This is a genomic window from Geothrix sp. 21YS21S-2 (genome assembly GCF_030846775.1).
Classification (GTDB): Bacteria; Acidobacteriota; Holophagae; order Holophagales; family Holophagaceae; genus Mesoterricola.
Genome location: NZ_CP132910.1, coordinates 2,630,130 through 2,653,340, shown reverse-complemented (window position 1 = coordinate 2,653,340; position 23,211 = coordinate 2,630,130). Strand labels below are relative to the sequence as shown.

The following is a 23,211-nucleotide window of genomic DNA, read 5'->3' as shown; positions in this document are numbered from 1 at the left end:
CAACCGGGGGGTGCCCGGGCCTTTTCGGGTCCCCGGACGCCCGCTTCCGGGAAAAACCCGATTTTTTTGCAATTGGACAAAAGCATGTTGTGGTTGTTAAAAAGCATCGCGGATATGCTTTCAAAAGATTGAAATCCGAAGCCTACAACCCGGGGGTTGGCCCGAAGGGGCGCAGCGCTCCCAACGGGTCCGTCCATCCACCCTTCCTCTTCATGTGTTGAAGAAAAAGCCCATGACCGGTCCTGACACCAAGAACGTCCAAACCCACACCAGCGGCCCGCTGCGTCTGGTGATCCTCAAGCGGGATCCCATTCCGGCCAAAGCCATGCCCTCCAACGAATCCTGGACCCTCATGCTGCCCACCAGCCCCATCCGGGTCTGCACGGGCGAGGACATCGAGGAGGGGGTCATCCCCCGGGGCAGCCTCGCGCTCCTGATGCCGGGCTTCGGGCACACCTTCAAGCGCCATCACCCGGACTCGCCGTTCGGCTTCACGGCCCTCCAGATGGACGGCCCCTTCCCGGAGCCCCTGGTCTCCATCCTCCAGCACCCGCCCCGCAAGTGGCAGGAGCAGAGCTTCGCGGTGCTCCGCAGCCAGAGCCTCAAGCAGCTCTTCGGGATCTTCAGCCAGGAGATCTCCAATCCCGACGGCCTCCAGCTGATGACCCGGGAACTCTTCCTCATCCTGCTGGGCGCCGAGCTGAACCGCCTGTGCGAGAAGGAGGACCGCGCGCGGTTCCCCTACCGCCTGAGCCGTTCCACCCTGCAGCTGGTCCTGGACCACATGGAGGCCCACCTGGGCGCTCCCAACAGCGTCCCCGAGATGGCCAAGCTGGCCCGCTGCACGCCGGACCACTTCATCCGCCTGTTCCGGGAAGCCACCAGCACCACACCCCACCAGTACCTCATCGAACGCCGGCTCCAGCGCGCCGTGCAGCTCCTGTCCGACGGCGAGCGTCCGCTGGACGTGGCCGAGTCCCTGGGCTTCTACGACGCCTCCGCCTTCACCCGCGCCTTCAAGCGCCGGTTCGGCGTGCCGCCCAGCAAATACGCGCAGGAAGCCTACGACCGGCAGTTCAAGAAGACCTAGAGGGTCGCGGTTTCACCCTGTTTTTTTCAGGCTCCAACGTGAATGGAGGCAGGGGCAAGCCCTGACTGGGCTTCGCCGCAGGCTTGCGCGGGGGAGCCCGTGATCTAGATTTCCATTCCCATGCGGTGCGTGGTCCGGCCCAAGGCCGTGGCGCGGGCGCGTGGGGGTCCCATCAGGCTGCTCGGCGAGCATTTCGGGCGGCGGGGGAACCCTGCCCGGCAGGGCCCCACGGGATCGTGAAGTTCACCCGTTTGCCAGATGGAGTGGAAACCGTGAGAAACCACCGTGTGGGCGGAGCCCTGTCTGCTTTCGTCATGTTCCTGTCCCCTGCCGCTCTGTGGCCCTGGTCGCCCTCCACCGGCGCGAAATATCGGGTGGAGGCCTCGACAGGTGCCCTTTCCTGGGTCCTGACGGCCGGCAGGGTCCCCGGAGACCTGCCTCTGGAGGTTGTCTACCGCCACCAGGGAAACCAGGGCACCCTGCATTTCGGATTCATCGCCCCTGCGCTGGGCGGGAGACCCGGACGCCAGGTGCTCGAGGATGGAAGGTCCTTTGTGGATACGGACTGGCAGCCATCTCCGCCCGCCGGAAGCGCGCTGGCCCAGGCATACGGGTTCACGATTCCTCCGGGCTCGCTCGCCATGGACCCGGCCCGGACCCTGGGGTCCTGTGATGCGGACCCGCGGGACTTGGGCCATTGGGGCGCAGAGGTAGGCACACTCACGCCTGCCTCCGTCCTGAAGGTGATCCTTGATCACCAGCGGGCCCGGATCTACGCCTACCAGGATGCGCTGAAGGTATTTGTTCCGGTACTGTGGATCGACCGGTTCGGGCATGCCATCCGTTTCCGCTGGCTGGAGGAGCGGCGCGGGCCGGAATCGTTCCTCATCCTGCTGGCAACCAACCCCCAGAGCAGGGGTATCCAGGCCGTCTGGGCCATGGGGGGGCCTCCGGATTCCGAGGTGGACCTGCTCCGGGCGGAATTCATCGGCATGCAGGGACCACCGCTCCTGGTTCGGGGCCATCCGGCGACTCCATCCACCGATCCCTTCGCCTCGGGGCGCCCTGTCCGGGTGTCGCTGGGGGAGGCCGCAGCCCTCAGGGAATGGACGTTCGGCTATGAGGACAATGGCGTTCCTGTCCTACGCACCCTCCGGAGCCCGCAGGGACTGGCCACGACGTTCACGTGGGGGGAAGGCAGGTATCCGGATGGAACCAGCCTCCTGGGCGTCACGAGGTCCGTTGACCTGGACGTCGGTACGGGGACCGTATTCGAGCAGACCTGGCGCCGCGACCCTCCGGGGGGCGAGACATGGACTGTCAGCCACACGGCTGCCTATTCCGATGGGGAGGCCACGGAGGACCGCAGGACGGAGTACACCTTCTCCGCGACCGTGGCCAACCCTTTCCTGCGTTCCGAGCGGATTGCGGGATCGTCGGGAACGGAAAGGATGACCATTCTAGATCCGCTGCTTCCGGGCGATGATGGCCGCTGTCTTCCGGCCGGGATCCATGTGACGGCCAGTGGGAGGCCAACAATGGACGTGCTCCGTGCCATCGACCCGTCCACCCGGCGGCTGCTGACAGAGACCCTGGTGGTCGGTGGCGAGCAGGTGCAGATCCGGACGATGGAACCTGCCAGCGCCCTCCCGGGTGAACCCCCCTGCTCGGTTGTCACGGCCAGGGCCGGGCTTCCGCTGGTCGTGGAACGGTGGATCCGGTCGCCCCAGGGCGCCTTGACCCGGCATTCCCTCCTCGCCGGAGGCCAGGAGCGGGGCGGATCGTTCACCACCGATCCAGAGGGGCGGCGGACCCGTTCACAGATGGTGGCGTCCTGGACCCCGGATCCAGGAATGATCCGAACGTGGGAGCAGGGCCCGCTCGGGCCGATCGGGCTGATCACTTCTGGGGAACGCCTCGCCGAGCCTCTCCGGGAAGCATGGTCCTACACGGATCGGGGGCAGGTTGCCGAATACACGGATGCGCGAGGAAATGCCACGTCCTATACGTACGACATGTGGGGCCGCCTCCTCAACGTGAAGGCGCCAGGAATGCCGGAGCTCACGTACGCCTATCCGGACGAGCAGACCCGCACCTGGACCCAGGGGCGCCTCAACGGCCTGGAGGCCGTGGACGGATTCGGGCGCCTCCAGTCCAGACTTCGCGGCGACGGCGTAAAGGAGACGTTTTCCTTCGACACGATGGGCCGAGTCGTGTCGGTGCAGGAAAGCGTCGGGAAGACCACCCGGCTGGTCCGGAGTGTCGCCTACGACGCGCTCGACCGGATCCGCCTGGACCGATCCCCGCATGGCACGGACCCGATCCTGAATTACCGGGCGGAAGGCACGTCGCAGGTGGTGGAGATCGGCTCAGGTTTGACCCTGGCCTTCGATCCCTGGGGCCGGATCGTTTCCCGGACCGATGTGGAAGGCACGACCCGGGCCACCTACAACGAGTTCGGTCAGACGACCCGGTTGATCCGGCAGGAACCTGGAGGCCTGATCCAGACCCGTCAATTCACCTTCGACGGCATCGGCAACCTCACCGCCATTGCGGAGCCCGAGACGGGCACTACGGTCTTCGCGGACTTCAATGCGAGGGGGCAATCCGGCCTGGAGACGAATGCCGCGGGCCGCAGCATCCGGAGGGTGTTCGACGCCCTGGGCCGGGTCGTCGAAGCCCAGTCGGGCGGCCAGAGGCTTGCGGCCACCTACCGCGGCCCGTTCCTGATGGGGCGGGAAAGTCCGGATGGCGTGAGCCAGAGGTTCACCTATTCGGCACCGGGGGCTCGCATGGATTCGGAAACCATTGTCCTGGGCGGCGTCGAGCGGACCACGCGCTTCGCCTACGATTCCAATGGGGGAATTGGCCGGATGACCTATCCCGGAGGCCGTGTCGTCGAATACGGCTACGACGGCCTGGATCGGGTCGCGAAGGTGATCCACGATGGCGCTCTGCTGGCCTCGGTCGCCTACGATGGATGGGGGAATCGCACCCGCCTCGGCTTTGCCAGCGGCGCGGCCAGTTCCTGGAAATGGGAAGGGGAGGGCCGCCGCTGGCTGGGCTGGGAGGTGTCCCACCTGGGTGGAGTGGAGTCCCGGAGTTACGCGTGGGACGGCATGGAACTGGCTTCCGCGGGCGAATGGATGCTGCGCAACGATTCGGCGGGCCGGCTCCAGGAAGCCGTGGGCTTGGGTTTGCACACCTTCCATGAGAGCGATGGTTTCGGCAATGCCATCTCCCATCAGGTATCAGGAGTCCCGCCCGCCGCGTTCAATGGTTTCGCCTTTGCGCCGCTGCCCGCAAACCGGATGCCCGGGATTCAGCCCAATGGTGCCCTGACCGGATGGGTCGTCGAGCCCAGCGGAGAGCCTTCCCAGATGGGTACGGGCACGGGAAGCCGCAGATGCCTGAACCTTGCATGGGATGGATTCGGACGTCTGGCGGAAGTTGCTGGATCCCAATCCGGCGGCGTCCAGAGGTACCGTTATTCACCCCAAGGCCTGATGGCGGTATTCTCGGACTCGGCGGACCATGGGGCGGATCGGCAATTCGTTTATTTGAACGACGGCAGGCTCCTGTCCGAATACTTCGGAGACGGGCGCTGGGGTCGGGACATCCTCTACCTGGGTGAGGAGGCCCTCGCCGAGGTGGATCGCGGGGGCGTCCATGAACTGCATTCTGACCACCTTGGCACGCCAAGGATCGTCACCTCCGGTTCCACCGGGACAATCGAAGGCCGTCAGGACTTCGGCCCATGGGGTGAAACCCTGGAAGCCTCGCCCGGCTACACGCCGCTGACGGGATACACCGGGCACCTCCGCACGGAAGCCAGCGGCCTGATCTGCATGAGGGCGAGGTTCTACAGCCCCGCCTGGCACAGGTTCCTGACCCCCGATCGTGGCGTCGATCCCCGGTCCTGGAACTCGTTCGCATATGCCGCCGGGAGGCCCTTCCAAGTCACGGACCCCACCGGGATGGCCGGCGGCAAACCGCCATTCGCCGGGTCCGCCACGGTCACGGTGTGGGGCAACCTGGAACCCATCCCCTACCATGTCGGGCCGATTCCGTGCGACCGTCCGATCCCGTTCATGGGGATCCCCGGTCCCATGTTCGTTCCCAATGTTCCATCGGGTCCACCTTTTCCCACAGGAGAAGGACTGCCGGACGCGGGCCAGCCCGCCGCGGTGGGAGGTGGCGGGGGCCCCCGGCCCGACGGAATGACCTGCGCGGAATTCGAGCGGTGGAGTCATGATCCGAACAATATCTATTCGGCGGTTTACCAGAGAAAAGGGTCATTGCGATTGCCGCCGCCTCTTCCCGAGGCCGTGGCGTGGGAGAAGGCCAAGGCGGAGGAAGCGAAGAGGAAAGCAGACCAGAAGGCCTTTGAGGAAACGGTTTTCAAGTTGAGATTGCAACAGGCCCTCGAGACGCAGGGGAACCCCCAGTCCCTTGTCAAAGCCGCCGATCGGGAACTGCAGGAGGCCCTGAGAAAACAAGGTTCCGAGATCATGCGAACGATGCGGATAACACGGACACTGGCTCTTGCCGACGCCCAGAAGGGTATCCAGGGGACCCCGGAATCCAGGACCGAAGAAATCACCAGGCTCGTGAATGCCGAGCGAGCTGGAGAAGGGCTGCCATCGGGGCGGGTCAATGTCCAAATCCATCACATTACGGGTAATACGGCCTGGGGTCATCTTGTGATCAAGGTCGGCGAGGGGCAGGCGCTCGGCCTTATACCAGATTCGACCCTTGATTCGGCCGTTGCACTCGCGAAGGAAGGTCTTGGAGTAGCCCTAACGGGGCTGCCTTCCTCTTCGCTTGCCGGAGGTCGTGTCGTGCCTATGAATCCGAAGGAAAATTTGATATCTACAGCAACGATGCGCATCACCCACGAGGAGGCTTTGGTGATGGTAAAGTTCATGGAAAAAGCGGTTCTTGTTCCGCAAGTATACCATCCAATAGTCCGGAACTGTGTGGAATGGGTCAAGGAGGTGCTGAATATTGCTGGTATTCAAGCTCCGCTGGTCGTAACGCCGGAAGAAATGGTTAAACTGTTGAATCGGAAATACCCAGGGAAATGAGGTGGATAGGTATGAACATAAATCTTCCAAAAAAAATGGCATTTATCGGTATTTGTCTTGGTCTAATTTCTGTTGGTATGTTCTATTATATTCGGATGGCCAATCCTTTTAATCTGCCTTTATTATCGGATTCTACTCAATTTCAAAACTACACTGCTCCGCACATGTATTTTCTGTTAAATAAGTTTATTTTTATGATCTGTCCGGGACAATTTATTCAATTGTTTTTTGTTGGGAGCACGGGTGGTATTGCATGGTTCGTTTGGCTTGCTGGCGTCGTGGTTAATGGGATTATTTTTTATGGAATCGGATTTGTATTCACCTTTCTTGTGCAGATTCTGAAAAAATAAATATTCCTCACGGATTTCCCTGAGAGGTCCCACGTCCTTCCGTGGAATCCCTGCGACCTCCGCGTCCATTCTTTCTCTCCATTCACCAGGGGTGATGGCTTGGAGACGGCCCGGTACGCGTGGTCAGCCCTGGCCGCCCAAACTTCGGCAGAGCCTGTATGCGTCGCGCTGTTCCCTTGGGTCCGTAAAGACCCCGAAAGAAGGGGAGACCCCCCTCAGCCCAGAGTCGCCAGGTACTTCGGCGCCCTCCGCGCCTTCGTCGCCTGCTCGAACGCATACCCCAGCTTGAGCAGCACCGGCTCGCTCCAGGCCCTTCCGAAGAACGACAGGCCCACCGGAAGCCCCATCACGAAACCCGCGGGGACCGTGAGGTGGGGGTAGCCGGCCACGGCGGCGGGGGTGGCGCAGCTGGTGCCGTAGTTGTCGCCGTTGACCAGGTCGGTCACCCAGGCGGGGGTGCCGGTGGGGGCGATGATGGCGTCGAGGCGGTGCTTGTCCATGACGGCGTCGATGCCCTGGCGGGAGAGGGTGCGGCAGGTTTCCAGGGCCTTGAGGTAGGCGGGGTCGGTGAGGGGGCCCTTGGCCTGGGCGTCGTACAGGTACTCCTGGCCGAAGAGCGGCATCTCCTTGTCCTTCATTCGTTCGTTGAATTCGATGAGGGAGGCCATGTCATGGATGGGGGTGGTGACGCCGCGCCCGGCCAGGTAGGCGTTGAGGCCGGCCTTGAACTCGTAGAGCATGGCCTCCAGTTCGGCCTTCTCATAGTCGGCGGTGGGGACGTCCACGGGGTCCACCAGCACGGCGCCCTGGGCGGACAGGGCCTTCAGGGTGGCCTCCATGAGCGCGATGACGCCCCGGTTCCCGGAGAAGAAGGCGCGGGCCACGCCCAGGCGCGCGCCCTTGAGGCCGTCCGGGTCCAGGAAGACGGTGTAGTCGGGGTGGGCCTTGCAGCCGGCGGTGGCGGGGTCCCGGGAGTCGGGGCCGGCCATGGCGCCCAGGAGGATGGCGGCGTCGCGCACCTTGCGGGTCATGGGGCCGGCGGTGTCCTGGGTGTGGGAGAGGGGGATGATGCCGGCGCGGCTCATGAGCCCCACCGTGGGCTTGAGGCCCACGATGCCGCAGGAGGTGGCGGGGCTGACGATGGAGCCGTCGGTCTCGGTGCCCACGGCCGCCGCGCAGAGGTTGGCCGCCACGGCGGCGCCGGAACCCGAGCTGGAGCCGGAGCAGTTGCGGTCCAGGACGTAGGGGTTGCGGGTGAGGCCGCCCCGGCCGCTCCAGCCGCTGATGGAGTGGGAGGAGCGCAGGTTGGCCCACTCGCTGAGGTTCGTCTTGCCCAGGATCACGGCGCCCGCGGCGCGCAGGCGCGCCACGATGGGGGCGTCCACGGGGGGCCTGGCGCCCACGAGCGCCAGGGAGCCCGCGGTGGTCTGCATGCGGTCGCCGGTGTCGATGTTGTCCTTGAGCAGCACGGGTACGCCGTGGAGCGGGCCGCGGGGGCCCTTCGCCCCGCGCTCCCGGTCCAGGGCGCGGGCGATGTCCAGGGCTTCGGGGTTGATCTCCAGGACGGCATGGAGGGAGGCGCGGTCCAGGGTGCGGATGCGGGCCAGGTAGTGCTTCGCGAGTCCCTCGGCGGTCCAGCGGCCGCTCTTCATGCCTTCGGCCATCTGGTCCAGGGTGGCTTCGTCGAGGGAGACGCCTCCGGCCCCGGGCGTTCTGGCGCGGGCGGCCAGGGCGGTGCCAGCGGCCAGGGCGAGGCCCAGGAAGCGACGGCGGTCGAGGGTGAATCGGGTCATGGGAGGCTCCGCTTTCGGAGCAGTCTACACCTGGATGTCCCCTCGTCCTCTCAAGGCTCGGCGGGGGCCATGGGGCTGTCCCCCCCGTGGGTGTTGCGCCGGATGATGCCCTGGGCCAGGCGCTGGAGGAAGAGTCCCCGGGAGGGGTTCCACACGATGGCGCTGGAGGTCCTCCATTCGGCGGAAAGCTCGAAGAGGGTGGTGCCGTCCACCTGGGTGCCCAGGAGGAGGACCGGCACCTTGGGGAGGGAGATCTCCACCAGCGCCTTCAGGAGGCGCCGCTCGTCCAGGGAGGTGCCCTTCACATGGAAGATGGCCAGGGGCGGGCCCGCGGCCAGGGCGTCCTTGATGGCCTGGGCGGAGTAGGGGAGGCGGATAAGGGGCTGGATGGGGGCCAGGAATTCCCTGAGGGCCACTTCGAGGTCCGGGTCCGAGCTGACCAGGAGGATGCCGGTGGGGCCCGCGGGACGGGGCTTGGTGGTCCGGTCGTTCAGTTCCAGGCGCTGGGCCAACCGCTCGCGTTCCTCTTCGCGGCGCAGGAAGATCCACCGGGCCAGGGGCTGCTCCGTGCGCTCGGGCAATGCCGGCCGGAAGGCCAGGCCAAGCGTCCGGGCGCCCAGGTGGCGCACTTCGGCCCGGGTCTCGATCTGGATCTCGGGGGAGAGGGGCACGGACAGCAGCAGGGGCGTGCCCGGGCCCATGACCGCGGGGTCCACGTCCCGCTGGGCGTGGATCTTGGCCCCGGTGGCGCTGATGTCCACCAGGGTCCCCTGCAGCAGGTCCCCCTTGAGGGTGCTGTAGGTGACGAGCACCCGCCCCACGCGCTCGACCCGGTAGGAGTCGCGCTGGTCGTTCTCCGTGAGCGACTTGGGCAGGGACAGGCGGATCGTGCGGCGCCCTTCCAGCATTCCCAGTCCCAGCACCTCCACGTGGGCCTCGAAAAAGCCCAGACCGTCCGGGAACCGGATGGTCAGGTCCGGGGCCCGCAGGCCGAAGGTGGCGTCCTCGCGGCTCATGGTCGCCAGGATATGCAGCTCGCCGTTCTGGACCGCCAGGAAGGAGGACTCGAAGCGCAGGTAGGGCGTGGCCAGGATCAGGAGCTCCCGGCGGGCGCAGGCCTGGGCCAGTACATCCTGGATCTCTCCGGACTTCTTGATCGATTCCGCCACGGGCCGCTCCGCATTGTTCCTATCGTGCCATTGTTGTCGATTCGTGCGGGCGCGTCACCTGTGTTGAAATGGTACCGGGGGGATCATGGTGCTCAAGGGCGGAAACGGGATGGGCGGGGGCGGCGCCCTCCTGCTCTACAGCGCCCCGAAGAGCGGCTACGGGGACGAATGGATGACCTTCCTTCCCATCGGCCTGGGCTTCCTGCAGGCGATGCTGAAGTCCCGGGGCCACGCCTGCCGCCTGGCCAACCTCAGCGGCAAGGGGCGCAAGGAGATCCTGGCCTACCTGCGCCGCCACGATCCGGCCGTCATCGGCGTCTCCATGTTCACCTTCAACCGCAAGCGCAGCTGCGACCTGCTGGCCCTGGCGCGCGAGGCGTGCCCCGGCGCGGTGCTGCTGGCCGGAGGGCCCCACCCCACCCACCTGGCGCGGGAGGTCTTCGAGGACTGCCCGAGCCTGGATGCCATCGTCAAGGGCGAGGGGGAGATCCCCCTGCTGGAGGTCATGGCGCGCGGCGCCGCGTGGCGCGAAGCCCCCGGGCTCATCCTGCGGGACGGGGAGACCCCCAGCGCGCCGCCCATGGAGGACCTGGACATCATGGGGGCCCCCGTGGAGCACTTCCAGGCGGACTTCCTGGACGATCCCGGCCAGCTCTCCTACCTCAGCACCAGCCGCGGCTGCCCGGCCACGTGCAACTTCTGCAACACGCCCGAGTTCTGGGGCAGCTCCGTGCGCTTCCGCAGCCCGGAGGCGGTGCTGCGGGAGATGACCCTCCTGCGCGCGCGCCACGGCCTCACCTACTTCAGCTTCCGGGACGACACCTTCACCGCCAACCGGGGGCGGATCCTCAAGCTCATGGACCTCATCCAGGGCTCGGGCATGCACCCCCTGTGGAACTGCCAGAGCCGCGTGAACCTCGTGGACGAGGACCGCCTGGTGGCCATGAAGCGCGCCGGGTGCGAGTTCATGCAGTTCGGCGTGGAGCACGGCAGCGAGCGCGTGCTCCAGCTCCTGGACAAGGGCACCAACATGCGCCAGGCCCTGAAGGCCCTCACCCTGGTGCGCAAGGTGGGGATGAACCTGGGCATCTACCTCATCACCGGCATCCCCGGCGAGGAGTGGGCGGACGTGGAGATCACCTGCGACCTCATCCGCAGCGCCCTGCCGCACGACGTGCAGGTCTCGCCCCTTGCGCTGTACCCCGGTACGCGGCTCTTCGACACGTACCGCGCCGAAGGGCGCATCAGCCCGGACTTCTTCCGGGGCTCCGGGGACGCCGAGGTCTTCGCGCGGGTGGACGCCCACACCGAGAAGGCCCTGCGCCGGCTGGCCCAGGTGGCCGAGGCCACGAAGCCCAGGGCCATCTACACCCCGGCGCAGTTCCGGGAGCAGAAGGCTTGGCTGGGTTTCTGCGCCGTGACGAACCTGCTGTGCGGCGAGGCCGCGGAGGAGGAGGGGCGGTTCCTGGAGGCCGAAGCCGAGTACGACGAGGTGGTGACGAAGGAGCCCGGGAATTCCTGGGGCTTCCTGAAGCGGGCCCTGCTCCTCCGCCGCACCGGGCGCGCCGCCCGGGCCCGGGCGGATCTGGCCGAGGTGCTGGCCCTGGCGCCGGGGAATCCCGAGGCCGTGGAGCTGGCCCGGGAGTGGGGCGCCGGAAAGGGCTGGAAGGCCTCCCAGGGGCCCGCGGCCGTGATGAAGGGATCCCAGGCGTACCTGGACCGGGTGGAGTTCGATTCATAAGTTGTTGGTAATTCCCAAGCCGGCCTGCGCCCGGACAGTGTATTTTTAAGGGACCGCACGAGTCCCTTCTCCTCAACCCCCCGGCCCCCCCCGCCGCTCCACCTTGGGCATGCCGCACCTGCGCGTCCGGAAGACGGAATCCCGAATGCCATCGATCCGAGCCCTAGCCGTCCTTTTCCTCGCCCTGTGGTTCGCCCAGGCCGAACCGGCGGGACGTTACCTGTTCAGGACGTACGGCCCCGAGCAGGGCTTCGTGGAGCCCGGGCTCACCTGCATCACCCAGGATTCCGAGGGCTTCATCTGGATCGGGGGGGATTCGGGCCTGGTGCGCTACGACGGCGTGCATTTCCGCAAGTGGACCGCCGCCGACGGGCTTGCGGCCACCACCGTGAGCCGGGTCCTGCGGCGGCGGGGCGGGGGAATCTGGGTGATCACCGAGGGCGGGCTGGTGAAGTACCACAGGGGCGTGTTCACGCCGGTGCTTTTCCAGGGGCGGCCCTTCCGTCCCATCCGGGGCTCGGCCGTGGACCTGGACGGCGACGGCGCCCTGTGGGCCCTGGGGATGGACGGGTTGTACCGGACGGGTGGGGATGGCATGGAACGGGTGGCCGACGTGCCCTCCGGCCAGGGCCGGGGCCTGGCCTGCCGGGCTGCGACCCGGTCGGTTTTCGCGGTTGTGGGCGGGCAGGTGTGGGAACGTCGCAAGGACTCCACCTGGGTTCACTACACCACCGAGGACGGTCTGCCCGCCGACGGCATCGAGACCCTGGCGGTGGACGGCGAGGGCCGGCTGTGGGTGGTGGGGCGCCGCCTCCTGCGCTACCAGGACCCTGGCGAGGCCGCCTTCCGGGATGCCTCCTCCTGGCTCCCCGCCCCGCCCTTCGCATCCTGCACCATCAACCGGGAGACGGACGGGAGCGTGGGCATCCCCACCAATTCCGGTCTGCTGCGCCTGAAGGGCGACGACCACGAGGTCATCGACCAGGCCGCGGGGCTTCCCTGCAAGTGGACGGTCTCCTCCCTGCGGGACCGGGAAGGCAACCTGTGGGTCGTGGGACCCACCCTGTACCGGCAGCTGGGAAGGGGCTACGTCCGCACCTTCACGGTCGAGGACGGGCTGCCCTCGGATCTGGTGTGGAACGTGTTCCGGGACCGTTCGGGCCGGCTCTTCGCGGGCACCAGCGAAGGCCTGGCGCTGCTCGGCGAGCGGGGCTGGTCCCGCGTGCCGGGCACGGAAGGGCTCAGCGTCACGAGCCTCGTCCAGGGCGACTCGGGAGCGCTCCTCATCGGGTCCACCAACGCCCCCCTGCGCACCCTGGAGACCCGCGGCGGCGCCGCCACCGAGACGTTCCTGCGGGGCCTGCGGGCCGAGGGGCTCGCCCACCCGGAGCGCTCGCAGTCGGTGGCCTGCGGCCGGGACGGGGTCATCTGGGTGGCCGACCCCAGCCGGGGCGTCTTCCGCATCGATTCCCGCCAGCGGACCTTCCGGCTGGACTACGGTCCGGCCCAGGCCGGGGTGCCGGACTTCACCCCCTGGCACCTCGTGGAGGACGGGGAGGGCCGCATCTGGGGCGCCACCAGCGCCGGCCTGGTCATCCACGACGACTCGGGCTGGCACCGCTTCGGTCGCGCCCACGGCCTCAAGGTCGACCCGCTCAACGGCATCGCGCTGGCCAGCGACGGCACCGCGTGGGTCCTCTACCGGGAGCCCCGCGGGGTGTCCCGGGTGGCCTACGCGAACGGTTCCATCCGCGTGCTCGAGAGCCTGGACACCACAAACCGGCTGGGATCCAACGTGGCCTACGCCGGGGCCGTGGACGCCCAGGGCCGGCTCTGGCTGGGTACCGACCGGGGCCTGGAATCGGTGCTGGGGGCGGCCTCCGCCCACCTCGGCCGCAGCGGCGGCCTCGCCGGCGACGACTGCAGCCAGAACGCCATCCTGGTGGACGGCAACCAGGACGTGTGGGTCGGCACCACCACGGGCCTCTCCCACGTCATCGCCGGGAACAGGCCCCGGGACCTGGCGCCCCTGGTCACGGCCATCACCCAGATCACCCGCGGCCGGGAGGAACTCCGGCCCCCCTACGCGGACCTGGGGCCCGTGGGCCACGCGGACGCGACGCTGGAGTTCCGCTTCGCCTCCCCGACCTTCGTGAACGAGAAGGCCGTGCTCTACCAGGTGCGCCTGGCCGGCCTGGAGGACGACTGGCGGTCCACGGATGTGCCCCAGGCCCGGTACGCGGCACTCCCGGGCGGAACCTACACCTTCGAGGTCCGGGCCGCCTATCCGGGCATGGCCTTCGGCCCCTCCGCCAGCTACGCCTTCGAGGTGCTGCCGCCCTGGTGGCGCACCTGGTGGTTCCTCTCCCTGGAGATCCTGGCGGCCATGGGGATCGTGAGCGTCGTGATGAACTGGCGCTTCCGCACCCTGGCGCGCCAGAAGGAGCGCCTGGCGGCCATGGTGGACAAGGCCACGGGCGACCTCCTCAAGGCCAACCACGCCCTGGAGAAGGCCAACCTCGCCCTGAAGGCCCAGAGCCTCTCCGACCCCCTCACCGGGCTCCACAACCGGCGCTTCCTCTCCGTGGTGGTGGACGACGACACGGCCAAGGTGCAGCGCTCCTACCGGGACTGGACGCCGGGCCAGGCCCTGCCCAACAACGACCTCCTCTTCCTCATGGTCGACCTGGACCACTTCAAGGTGGTCAACGACACCTTCGGGCACCACGTGGGGGACCAGGTGCTGGCGATGGTGGCCCAGGTGCTGCGCAGGGCCGCCCGCGAAACCGACGGCGTCATCCGGTGGGGCGGCGAGGAGTTCCTGGTGCTGGCCCGCAACTCCACCCGGGCCGAGGCCCCCATCCTGGCCGAGCGCATCCGCAGCCTCATGGCCGAGCAGAAGCTGGTTCTGGAGACCGGCGAGGAGGTCCGGTGGACCTGCTCGGTGGGCTACGCGGCCTACCCCTTCTGCCTGCAGGACACCACGTGGCTGGGCTGGGAGAAGGTGGTCGAGATCGCCGACGCCTGCCTCTACCTGGCCAAGCGCGCCGGCCGCGACGCCTGGGCCGGCGCCGAGGCCCGCGAGGGCCTGGATCGCGCCGCCCACGGCCCGCGCCTGCCCTGGGAGCTGATGGAGCTGGACCGGGAGGGGGCCATCGAGGTGGTCACGAACAAGCCGGAGGGGCTGAAGCGGCCGCCGGCGACGGGGGAGGTCTTCGCCTAGCCTTTCTGCCGCGCCGCCACCCAGGCCATGACCTCCAGGGGCGTCATGCGATTCAGGTCCAGGGCGTCCAGTTCCTCCCGCAGCGGGTCCGGCTCGGCCTCGAAGAGCGGCAGCAGCGGCTGCACCGGGCCCTGCCGGTGCGTCCTGGGGCGCTTCTCCTCCAGGGGCTTCTCGGGCGTTTCCGCCAGGATCCGCTGGGCGGCGGAGATGACGGAACGGGGCAGGCCCGCCAGGCGCGCCACCTGGATGCCGTAGCTGCGGTCCGCGGGACCCTCGGCGATGCGGTGGAGGAAGAGCAGGTGCTCCTCCCACTCCTGGACCTCCACGTGGAGGTTCTGGATGCGGGTGTCGTCGGCGAGCTTGGTGAGCTCGAAGTAGTGGGTGGCGAAGAGCGTCCGGGGCTCGCCGCCCTTGAGGTCGCGCAGGTGCAGGGCGATGGCCTCGGCCAGGGCCAGGCCGTCCCGGGTGCTGGTGCCCCGCCCGATCTCGTCCAGGATGACGAGGCTGGCGGGGGTGACCTGGTTGAGGATCCGGGCGGTTTCCGTCATCTCCACCATGAAGGTGGACTGGCCCTTGGCCAGGAAGTCGGATGCCCCGATGCGGGTGAAGATGCGGTCCACCAGGGAGAAGCGCATGAGCTCGGCGGGCACGAAGGAACCCACCTGGGCCAGCACCGCCAGCAGGGCCGCGGTGCGCAGGAAGGTGGACTTGCCGCCCATGTTGGGGCCGGTGACCACCGCCATGGAGCGGCTGGCGGGAAGGCGCAGGTCGTTGGGGATGCACTCGCGGCCCAGGCGGGCCTCCAGCATGGGGTGGCGGGCGCCGGCCAGGATCAGCTCGCGCTCCTCGCTCACCTCGGGACGGGTCCAGCCCGAAAGCCGCGCGCGCTCGGCGAAGGCGCAGAGCACGTCCACCTTGGCCACGGCCCGGGCGAGCTGCGTGAGGCCGGCGCGGTCCTCCAGGACCCGTGCCAGGAGCCGCCTGAACTGCGTCTCCTCCAGGCGCAGGAGGTCCGACTCGGCCGAGAGCAGCCGCTGCTCGAAGGCCATGAGCTTTTCGGTGGTGAAGCGCTCGGCGTTGGCCAGGGTCTGCTTGCGGATGAAGTGGGCGGGGGCGGCGGCGAGGTTGGACTTCGTGATCTCGAAGTAGTAGCCGAAGACCCGGTTGTACTTGATCTTGAGGCTGTTGATGCCGGAAGCCGCGCGCTCCTCCTCCTCCAGCTCGAGCATCACCTGCTTGGCGTCCCGGGCCAGGCGGCGCACGGCGTCCAGCTCCGGGTCGACCCCGTCCAGGATGGTGCCGCCCTTCTCCAGCTCCAGGGGCGGGGCCTCGGCGAGGCAGCGGCGGAGTTCGGCCACGAGGGCATCGCAGGTGGGGGTGTCCCCGGGCCACACGTCCAGCTCCTGGGATTCCTGGAACCAGCCCCCTTCCCGGATGAGCTCGGGGAGCTTGCCCGCCCGGGCGAGGCCGTCCCGGAGCTGGGCCAGTTCGGGCGGGGTGGCCAGCCCCAGGGCCACGCGGCCCAGGATGCGGTCCAGGTCCGGCACCGAGCCCAGCACCTTCTGGATGGGCTCCCGGTGCCGGTCCTCGGTGAACCACGCCACCTGGCGCCAGCGCAGCTCCAGGCCGGCCCGGTCCCGCAGGGGCTGGTCCAGCCAGGCCCGCAGGAGGCGCGACCCGAGGCGGGAACGGCACTGGTCCATGAGCTCCAGGAGGCTGCCGGCCCTGGACCCGTCGAGGGTGTTGGCCAGGACCTCCAGGTGGCGGGAGGACGTGGCGTCCAGGAGGGGCCCGGCGGCGCCCAGCTCCAGGCTCACCCCCTGGATGTGGGCGGGGCGGCCCTTCTGGGTGGCCTCCACCTGGTCCAGGAGCGCGCCCAGGGCGCCGATGGCCGCCGGGTAGGGGTCGAGGCCCACGCCCTCCAGGTGGGTCCAGCCGAAGAAGGCCAGTATCTGGGTGCGGGCGCGGGAGGCCTCGAAGCGCCACACGGGCAGCCGCACCCGGGCGGCCTCCAGCTCGAAGGGGTCGGGGGTGTTCTCCGCGAGGATGAGCTCCTGGGGGCCCAGGCGCTCCAGGGTGGAGGCCAGGAACGGCAGGCCCTCGCCGGGGATGACCCGCAGCTGGCCCGAGGCCAGCTGCAGCAGGGCGATGCCCCAGCTCTCCCCCACCCGGTGCGCCGCCGCCAGCCACCGGCCGTCGTCGTCCAGCCAGGTGCCGGGGGTGATGATGCGGGTGATGGCCCGGGGCAGGAGGCCCTTGACGTCCTCGGGCCTGGCGGTGGGGTCGGCGATGGCAGCGGAGTAGCCCGCGGCCAGGAGCTTGGGCAGGTAGCTCTCCAGGGCGAAGTGGGGCACGCCGCACATGGGCGTCTCGAATTCCGTCCCCCGGCCCCTGAGGGTCAGGGCGATCTCCATGACCGGCGCCGCCTTGACGGCGTCCTCCCCGTGCAGCTCGTAGAAGTCGCCCATGCGGGTGAAGAGGATCGCGTCGCCGGCCTCGCGCTTGAGGGCCGCGACCTGCGTGAGCATGGGGGTGGACATCCGGAGGACCTCGAAACATCCAGGATAGCGGGGATGGGCCTTCAGGACGTCCGGAAGGCCATGGCCACCGAGACCAGCCCCACGAGGCCGCAGCCGCCCCACACGGCCCAGGGGCCGCCCCAGCCGTAGGCCACCAGGCCCAGCCAGGGCCCCACGGTCAGGGCCACGGTCCACACGAGGCTGTAGAGGCCCAGGTACTGCCCCCTGCGGTCCGGCGGCGCCATGGCCGCCACCGCGTCGGTGGAGGCCGGGAGGAAGACCATCTCCCCCAGGCTCCAGGCCACCGTGGCCAGGACCAGGAGGGGCAGGGGGCGCATCAGCGCCAGGGAGCCGAAGCCCAGGGTGATGAGGCCGGCCCCCAGGGCCAGCTGCCTTCCGTGGGTCCAGTGGGCCAGCCGGTGGTTGACGGCCACCTCCAGAAGGAGGATGAGCACGGTATTCAGGGTGAAGAGCAGGCCGAACACCTGGGTGCCGTGGCCGAGGCCCTGGACCACCCACAGGGGCAGGGCGCCGTGGATCTGCGTGAAGACGGCCGTGGCGGGCAGCAGGGCCGCGAGGAGCCAGAGCAGGCGCCGGTCCCGCCAGGCCGAGAGGCTGGGCAGGGCGGGGGCGGGCTCGGGGGGCGGGGAGGGCACGAAGGCCAGGACCACGGCCAGCCCCAGGGCCGTCGTGAGGCCGTCGATCCAGAAGAGGGCCGTGAAGGAGGAATGGGCGATGAAGCCGCCCAGGGCCGGCCCCACGGAGATGCCCAGGTTGGAGGCCAGCCGGTGGAGCACGAAGGCCTGCTTGCGGCTGGAGGGCGGCACCAGGTCCGTGATGAGGGCCATGGAGGCCGGGTAGTAGGCCTGGGTCGCCGCGGACCACAGGGCGATGGCCGCCAGCATCAGCCCCCGGGCGGGGACGTAGGGGAGCAGCAGCAGGAGGGCCGCGGACAGGCCCAGGCTGAGGGCCAGGGTGAACCGGTGGCCGAAGCGGTCCGAGAACCACCCGCTGAAGGGGCTCGCCGCCAGGGCCCCCAGGCCGTAGAGGGCCAGGGCCGTGGCGGCCTGGGCCTCCGTCCAGCCCCGGCCCCGCACCAGGTACAGGGCCAGGAAGAACACCACCATGGTGCCCATGCGGTTCACGAGGGTGCTGAGGGCCAGCACCCACATGCCGCGGGGAAGGCCTTGGAGGCCGCGCCAGGGATTCATCGCTTCAGGGTCGCCCCTGGGTGGGGGTAATGTCTAGTTTCTGGCGCAGACCCGCTCGAGGGCGTCGATGAGGGGCTGGATGGCCTCCTCCTTCATGGAGCAGAAGGCCAGGCGGATGTACTTGTCGCCGTGGCTCACCACGCCCACGCTCTCCTCGGCGATGAGCTTCTGGCGGATGGCGTCGGCGTCCAGGCCCGGGCGCAGCTCCAGGAGGCAGAAGCACCCGGCGTTGAAGGGGTAGACGGTCCAGTGCGGCACGGGCTTGTCCAGGGCCTTGCGCAGGACCTCGTAGCGCCGGCCCAGCACCTGGCGCATCTTCTCGAACTCGCCCTCGTGGCGCGCGTCGGCCAGCTCCAGCTCCATGAGGTACTGGCTGATGGCCACGGGGCTGCCGATGCCCGAACGGATCAGGCCCATGCACTTGTCCACGAGGATGGCGGCGGACGCCTTGTCCACGCCGAAGGACAGGAAGCCCACGCGACCGCCGAAGAAGCTGAGCTCCTTGGTGACGCCGTCGCACTTCAGGGGGATGAGGTTGGGGCTGCGGCCGATGAGCTCGAAGAAGAGGCTCTTGCTGGTGGCCTTCTCGTCGAACACCAGGCCGTGGTAGGCGTCGTCGCAGTACACCACCACCGTGCGGTCCTTCGCGGCGTCCACCAGGACGTCCGCGATGGCCTTCATCTCCAGGGGCGTGGGGCTGTAGCCGCTGGGATTGCTGGGGAAGTTGAGGAGCACCTGGACCTTGCCCTGGATCCCGGCGATGCAGTCGCGCAGGCCTTCGACGTTGAAGCCCATGGCCGCGTTGTAGAAGGGGAACCGCCTGAAGTCGCCTTCCAGGCGGATGTTGAAGATCTGCTCGTAGTTGTCCCAGTAGAGGTCGGCCAGCACCAGGGTGTCGCCCTTGCCGAAGAAGAGCTCGGCGCCCATGGTCAGCGCGTGGCAGATGCCGGCGCTCACCACCGGCAGGCCCACGGCCTCCATGCGCGCGTCCTCCTTCACCAGCTTGTCGTGCCAGGCCTTGCGGGCGGGCTCGCGGCCCTGGATGGGGGAGTACAGGAAGGCGTCCTTGGGGTTCAGGCCCGCGAGCTTCTCGGCCATGGGGGCCAGGGGGAGCGGGTTGCCGGCGCCGTCGGTGATCTGGCCGATGGTCGCGTTGATGGCGCAGCCCTTGCTCTGGCCGGCCTGGTAGGGGATCCCCTTGGGGAAGAAGGAGCGCTGCCCCAGGGGGGAAAGGGCCCCGGCGATGGCCGGATTGATGGCCTTGAGGCGATCGTTGCGATCCTGGGCTTCGGGATGGATGGACACGGGCCTCTCCTGGTTGGTTTCTTCCGGATGACAGAGGGTTATGATCCGCCCGCCGGTCCCCGATGGAGAATGATTTAAGTCACACAGGCCTGGATCGGGGCCAAGAAGCCCATGGGACAAGGGGTTGGTACGATTCCAGCATACCAAGAAGCGGCGGATGCGGCATATTGGAGCCTTCTTCCGCATTGCGGGGGGAAAACCCGATGTCTAGACTGATTTCAATCAGCTGTTTGAGGGAATAGCGGGCCTTTCCGGCATTCCTGGGACATGCTATTGGAGACTGGCATATGAGCGCCGTGCTGAACGTCCCTGACTATGTGCACAACAAGAAGGCCATCGCCTGGATCCAGGAGGTCGCCGACCTTTGCCAGCCCGACCGGATCCACTGGTGCGACGGTTCCCAGGAGGAGTACGACGCCCTGTGCGGACGGCTCGTGGAAGGCGGGACCTTCCAGAAGCTGAACCCCGCCAAGCGCCCCAACAGCTACCTGGCCCTCTCGGACCCCAGCGACGTGGCGCGGGTGGAGGACCGCACCTTCATCTGCTCCGTGCGCAAGCAGGATGCCGGCCCCAACAACAACTGGGTCGCCCCCAAGGTCATGAAGGACAAGCTCAAGGGCCTGTTCAGCGGCTGCATGAAGGGCCGGACCCTCTACGTGATCCCCTTCAGCATGGGCCCCCTGGGGTCGCGCATCGCCCACATCGGCATCGAGCTCACCGACTCGGCCTACGTGGCCGTGAACATGCGGATCATGACCCGCATGGGCGCCAAGGTCTGGGACGTCATGGGCAAGGGCGAGTTCGTGCCCTGCCTGCACTCCGTGGGCGCCCCCCTCGAGCCGGGCCAGAAGGACGTTTCCTGGCCCTGCAACAAGGACAACAAGTACATCGTGCACTTCCCCGAGGAGCGCGCCATCTGGTCCTTCGGCTCCGGCTACGGCGGCAACGCCCTGCTGGGGAAGAAGTGCTTCGCCCTGCGCATCGCCAGCTGCATGGCGCGGGACGAGGGCTGGCTCGCCGAGCACATGCTCATCCTGGGCGTCGAGAAGCCCGGCGGCGAGAAGACCTACGTTGCCGCCGCCTTCCCCAGCGCCTGCGGCAAGACCAACTTCGCCATGCTCCAGGTGCCCGACCAGTTCGCGGGCCACAAGGTCACCACCGTGGGCGACGACATCGCCTGGATCAAGCCCGGGCCCGACGGCAGGCTCTACGCCATCAACCCGGAAGCGGGATTCTTCGGCGTGGCTCCCGGCACCGGCATGAAGTCCAACCTCAACGCCATGCTCTCCATGACCGAGAACACCATCTTCACCAACGTGGCCCTGACCCCCGACGGCGACGTGTGGTGGGAAGGCATGACCGACGAGGTTCCCGAGAAGCTCACCGACTGGCAGGGCCAGCCCTGGACCCCCGGCTGCGGCCGCAAGGCGGCGCACCCCAACAGCCGCTTCACCGCCCCCGCCAGCCAGTGCCCGAGCATCGACCCCGAATGGGAGAACCCCAACGGCGTGCCCATCAGCGCCTTCATCTTCGGGGGCCGCCGCGCCACCACCGTGCCCCTCGTGGTGCAGTCGGTGAACTGGAACTTCGGCGTCTACACCGCCGCCACCATCGGCAGCGAGATGACCGCCGCCGCCGCGGGCAACATCGGCGAGGTGCGCCGCGACCCGTTCGCCATGCTGCCCTTCTGCGGCTACCACATGGGCGACTACTTCAACCACTGGCTCCAGATGGGCCGCGACATCAAGAACCCGCCCCGCATCTTCTGCGTGAACTGGTTCCGCAAGGACGCCGACGGCAAGTTCGTGTGGCCCGGCTACTCGGAGAACATGCGCATCCTGAGCTGGATCGTCGAGCGCGTCCACGGCCGGGCCTACGCCGCAGAGAGCCCCCTGGGCTGGGTGCCCCGGTACGAGGACCTGCACCTGGAGGGTCTCGAGAACTTCGGCGAGGAGGGCTTCCGGGCCGCCATGGCCATCCGCCGCGACGAGTGGCGCCACGAGATCCTGCTGCACGAGGAGCTCTTCGAGAAGCTCTACGACAAGCTTCCCAAGGAGTTCTTCCACATGCGCCAGCTGCTGCTGAGCTCCCTGTGGCGGTCCCCGGAGAGCCTGGGGCTGGCTCCCGAGCGGTAGAAGAAGGCCCTTGAACACGATCGCCGGCCCGGGGCCGGCGATCGTCGCGTACGGGCGGCCTTCAGTCGAGCTGGACCGGGTCGCTGGTCCCCAGGGGGGTCACGACCTGGAGCTTCCCGGTGGTCCCCGCGGGCAGGTCCACCCTCACGACGGCGTCGCTGAGGGCCTTGAGGCCGGCGACGGGCTTGCCGTCCAGGAGGACGGCCGTGGCGCCTCCGAGGCAGGTGCCGGCAAGGGTCACGGTGGCGCCGGACCGGGTGGCCGACGAGGCCATGGGCCGGAACAGCGCCTTGAGCATCCGGGTGCCGCGCGAGGCGCCCACGGCCTTGTCCATGGCCGTGACCAGGTCCTGGAGGGTCCCCGAGGCGGCGGTGATGCCGTCCAGAGCGGCCTGGTCGCCGTCGTTGAACAGGAGGTGCAGCGTGGCGGCGGCCCGGGTCCCCTCCCGGGTCAGGCTCCACAGGCCGGTGCTCGCGCCGGTGTCGAAGCCCGCCATGGGCTGGGTGTTGCCGGAAACCAGGATCTGGCTGTCGAGAGGTTCCTTCGTGAGCGGGTCCTGGTCCCCGTGGGTCAGGATGCCGAAGGGGAACATCACGCCCGGGGCGTGGCCGTCGATGGTGACGCCGGCGTCCGCTTCGAAGATCCCGGCGGTGAGGGTGTGGGGCTGGACATACTTGCCCGTGGCCGGCGCGCCGGGGTCCGTCCAGTAGTGGGGGCGGAAGAGGTAGATCCCCAGGTCCGGGGTCACGCCGTCGTACTGGTAGTCCTGGCTGGCGCACAGGATGTCAACGTCGGCGGGATTGAGCCCGGCGTCGGCGATTCCCGCCTTCACGGAGGCGGGCAGCGCTTCCTGGAAGGGGGCCGGCAGCTTCAGGTTCAGGGAATACCGGGTGAAGAGGTGGCCCGGGCGGTTGCCGCTGCCGGTGCCGTCCTCCCCGCCGGGGTGGTAGGCGTGGAAGACAGGCGCCGTGGGCTCCAGCAGGTTGTAGATGGCCGAGCGCCCCCCCGCGGGGAAGTTCACCCAGGTTCCCGAGTCGTACGTGCCGGTGATCTTTTCCAGGGCCTTGGGAAAGGCCGCGCGGCGGGAGGGCAAAAGGGTGAAGGCCGGCGCCTGGGCCGTGCCCGCCGCCGTGGAGACGGCGATGACGCCCCCGTCCTGGGCGTCGTCGGGAATGCGCACCCGGATCCGGGAGTCCCCGTCCGCGTCGAAACGCCCCGCGGGGAGGTCCCGCCCCGCGAAGGTGAGGCGGGTGGGCCCGGCGAGGGCGCGTCCCTCCAGGACCACCTCGGCCCCGGGGACGCCCGAGGCGGGGGTGATGGCGGTGATCTCCGGGGCGGAGGCCGGCCTGGCGGAACCGCCCCCTCCGCAGCCAGGCAGCATCAGGAGGAGGCTTGAGAATGGAAGGATCATTGCAAAGGAAGAGTCTGAAAGCCTGGGCATGGGCATGTCTCCATGAAATGCTGACCATGAGTGCACGGTTCGGGGCCCCGGTTCCTGCATTTGAAATAAATTTTTAATAAATTATCCACCATTACAATCTTGACGCATAAAATCTTAGTTGACTTCAGTCAATATTGCCCTACCTTG

At 68.2% G+C, this 23,211-nt stretch carries 11 protein-coding genes; 5 read left to right on the top strand and 6 right to left on the bottom strand.

Annotated elements, in window-relative coordinates; translation table 11 throughout:
- Positions 1 to 232: 232 nt before the first annotated feature.
- A complete protein-coding gene (locus tag RAH40_RS11615) occupies positions 233 to 1,090 on the top strand; it encodes an AraC family transcriptional regulator (protein ID WP_306597695.1) in 858 nt (285 codons plus the stop codon).
- 272 nt (positions 1,091 to 1,362) lie between these two features.
- Complete coding sequence (locus RAH40_RS11610) at positions 1,363 to 6,177, top strand: RHS repeat domain-containing protein (RefSeq protein WP_306597694.1); 4,815 nt, start codon at positions 1,363 to 1,365, stop codon at positions 6,175 to 6,177.
- 565 nt (positions 6,178 to 6,742) lie between these two features.
- Here RAH40_RS11610 and RAH40_RS11605 read toward each other — a convergent pair.
- Entirely contained in the window at positions 6,743 to 8,320 is a 1,578-nt protein-coding gene (locus tag RAH40_RS11605; RefSeq protein ID WP_306597693.1) for an amidase, read from the bottom strand.
- Positions 8,321 to 8,370: 50 nt separating this feature from the next.
- The gene (locus tag RAH40_RS11600) at positions 8,371 to 9,489 is read right to left on the bottom strand and encodes a flagellar brake protein (RefSeq protein ID WP_306597692.1); all 1,119 of its coding nucleotides are present in this window, start codon (positions 9,487 to 9,489) and stop codon (positions 8,371 to 8,373) included.
- A gap of 85 nt (positions 9,490 to 9,574) precedes the next feature.
- On the opposite strand from RAH40_RS11600, the gene RAH40_RS11595 reads away from it, so the two are divergent.
- Positions 9,575 to 11,230, top strand: coding sequence for a B12-binding domain-containing radical SAM protein (locus tag RAH40_RS11595; protein ID WP_306597691.1), 1,656 nt, complete (start codon positions 9,575 to 9,577; stop codon positions 11,228 to 11,230).
- 145 nt (positions 11,231 to 11,375) lie between these two features.
- Positions 11,376 to 14,453 (top strand): ligand-binding sensor domain-containing diguanylate cyclase, encoded by a 3,078-nt coding sequence (locus RAH40_RS11590; RefSeq protein WP_306597690.1) that lies wholly within the window; start codon positions 11,376 to 11,378, stop codon positions 14,451 to 14,453.
- Here the strand turns inward: RAH40_RS11590 and mutS are convergent.
- From mutS to RAH40_RS11575, 3 genes are read right to left on the bottom strand one after another with little or no spacing between them, the layout of a single operon-like run.
- On the bottom strand, positions 14,450 to 16,981 hold the full coding sequence (gene mutS, locus RAH40_RS11585) for a DNA mismatch repair protein MutS (RefSeq protein ID WP_306597689.1): 2,532 nt from the start codon (positions 16,979 to 16,981) through the stop codon (positions 14,450 to 14,452). The genes RAH40_RS11590 and mutS overlap by 4 nt on opposite strands.
- Positions 16,982 to 17,034: 53 nt before the next feature.
- The gene (locus RAH40_RS11580) at positions 17,035 to 18,183 is read right to left on the bottom strand and encodes an MFS transporter (protein ID WP_306597688.1); all 1,149 of its coding nucleotides are present in this window, start codon (positions 18,181 to 18,183) and stop codon (positions 17,035 to 17,037) included.
- Positions 18,184 to 18,216: 33 nt separating this feature from the next.
- On the bottom strand, positions 18,217 to 19,488 hold the full coding sequence (locus tag RAH40_RS11575; RefSeq protein WP_306597687.1) for an aminotransferase class I/II-fold pyridoxal phosphate-dependent enzyme: 1,272 nt from the start codon (positions 19,486 to 19,488) through the stop codon (positions 18,217 to 18,219).
- A 287-nt stretch (positions 19,489 to 19,775) separates the two neighbouring features.
- Between RAH40_RS11575 and RAH40_RS11570 the strand changes: the two genes are divergently transcribed.
- The gene (locus tag RAH40_RS11570; RefSeq protein ID WP_306597686.1) at positions 19,776 to 21,623 is read left to right on the top strand and encodes a phosphoenolpyruvate carboxykinase (GTP); all 1,848 of its coding nucleotides are present in this window, start codon (positions 19,776 to 19,778) and stop codon (positions 21,621 to 21,623) included.
- A gap of 61 nt (positions 21,624 to 21,684) precedes the next feature.
- On the opposite strand, the gene RAH40_RS11565 is transcribed toward RAH40_RS11570, so the two are convergent.
- On the bottom strand, positions 21,685 to 23,004 hold the full coding sequence (locus tag RAH40_RS11565) for a hypothetical protein (RefSeq protein ID WP_306597685.1): 1,320 nt from the start codon (positions 23,002 to 23,004) through the stop codon (positions 21,685 to 21,687).
- Between the last annotated feature and the right edge of the window lie 207 nt (positions 23,005 to 23,211).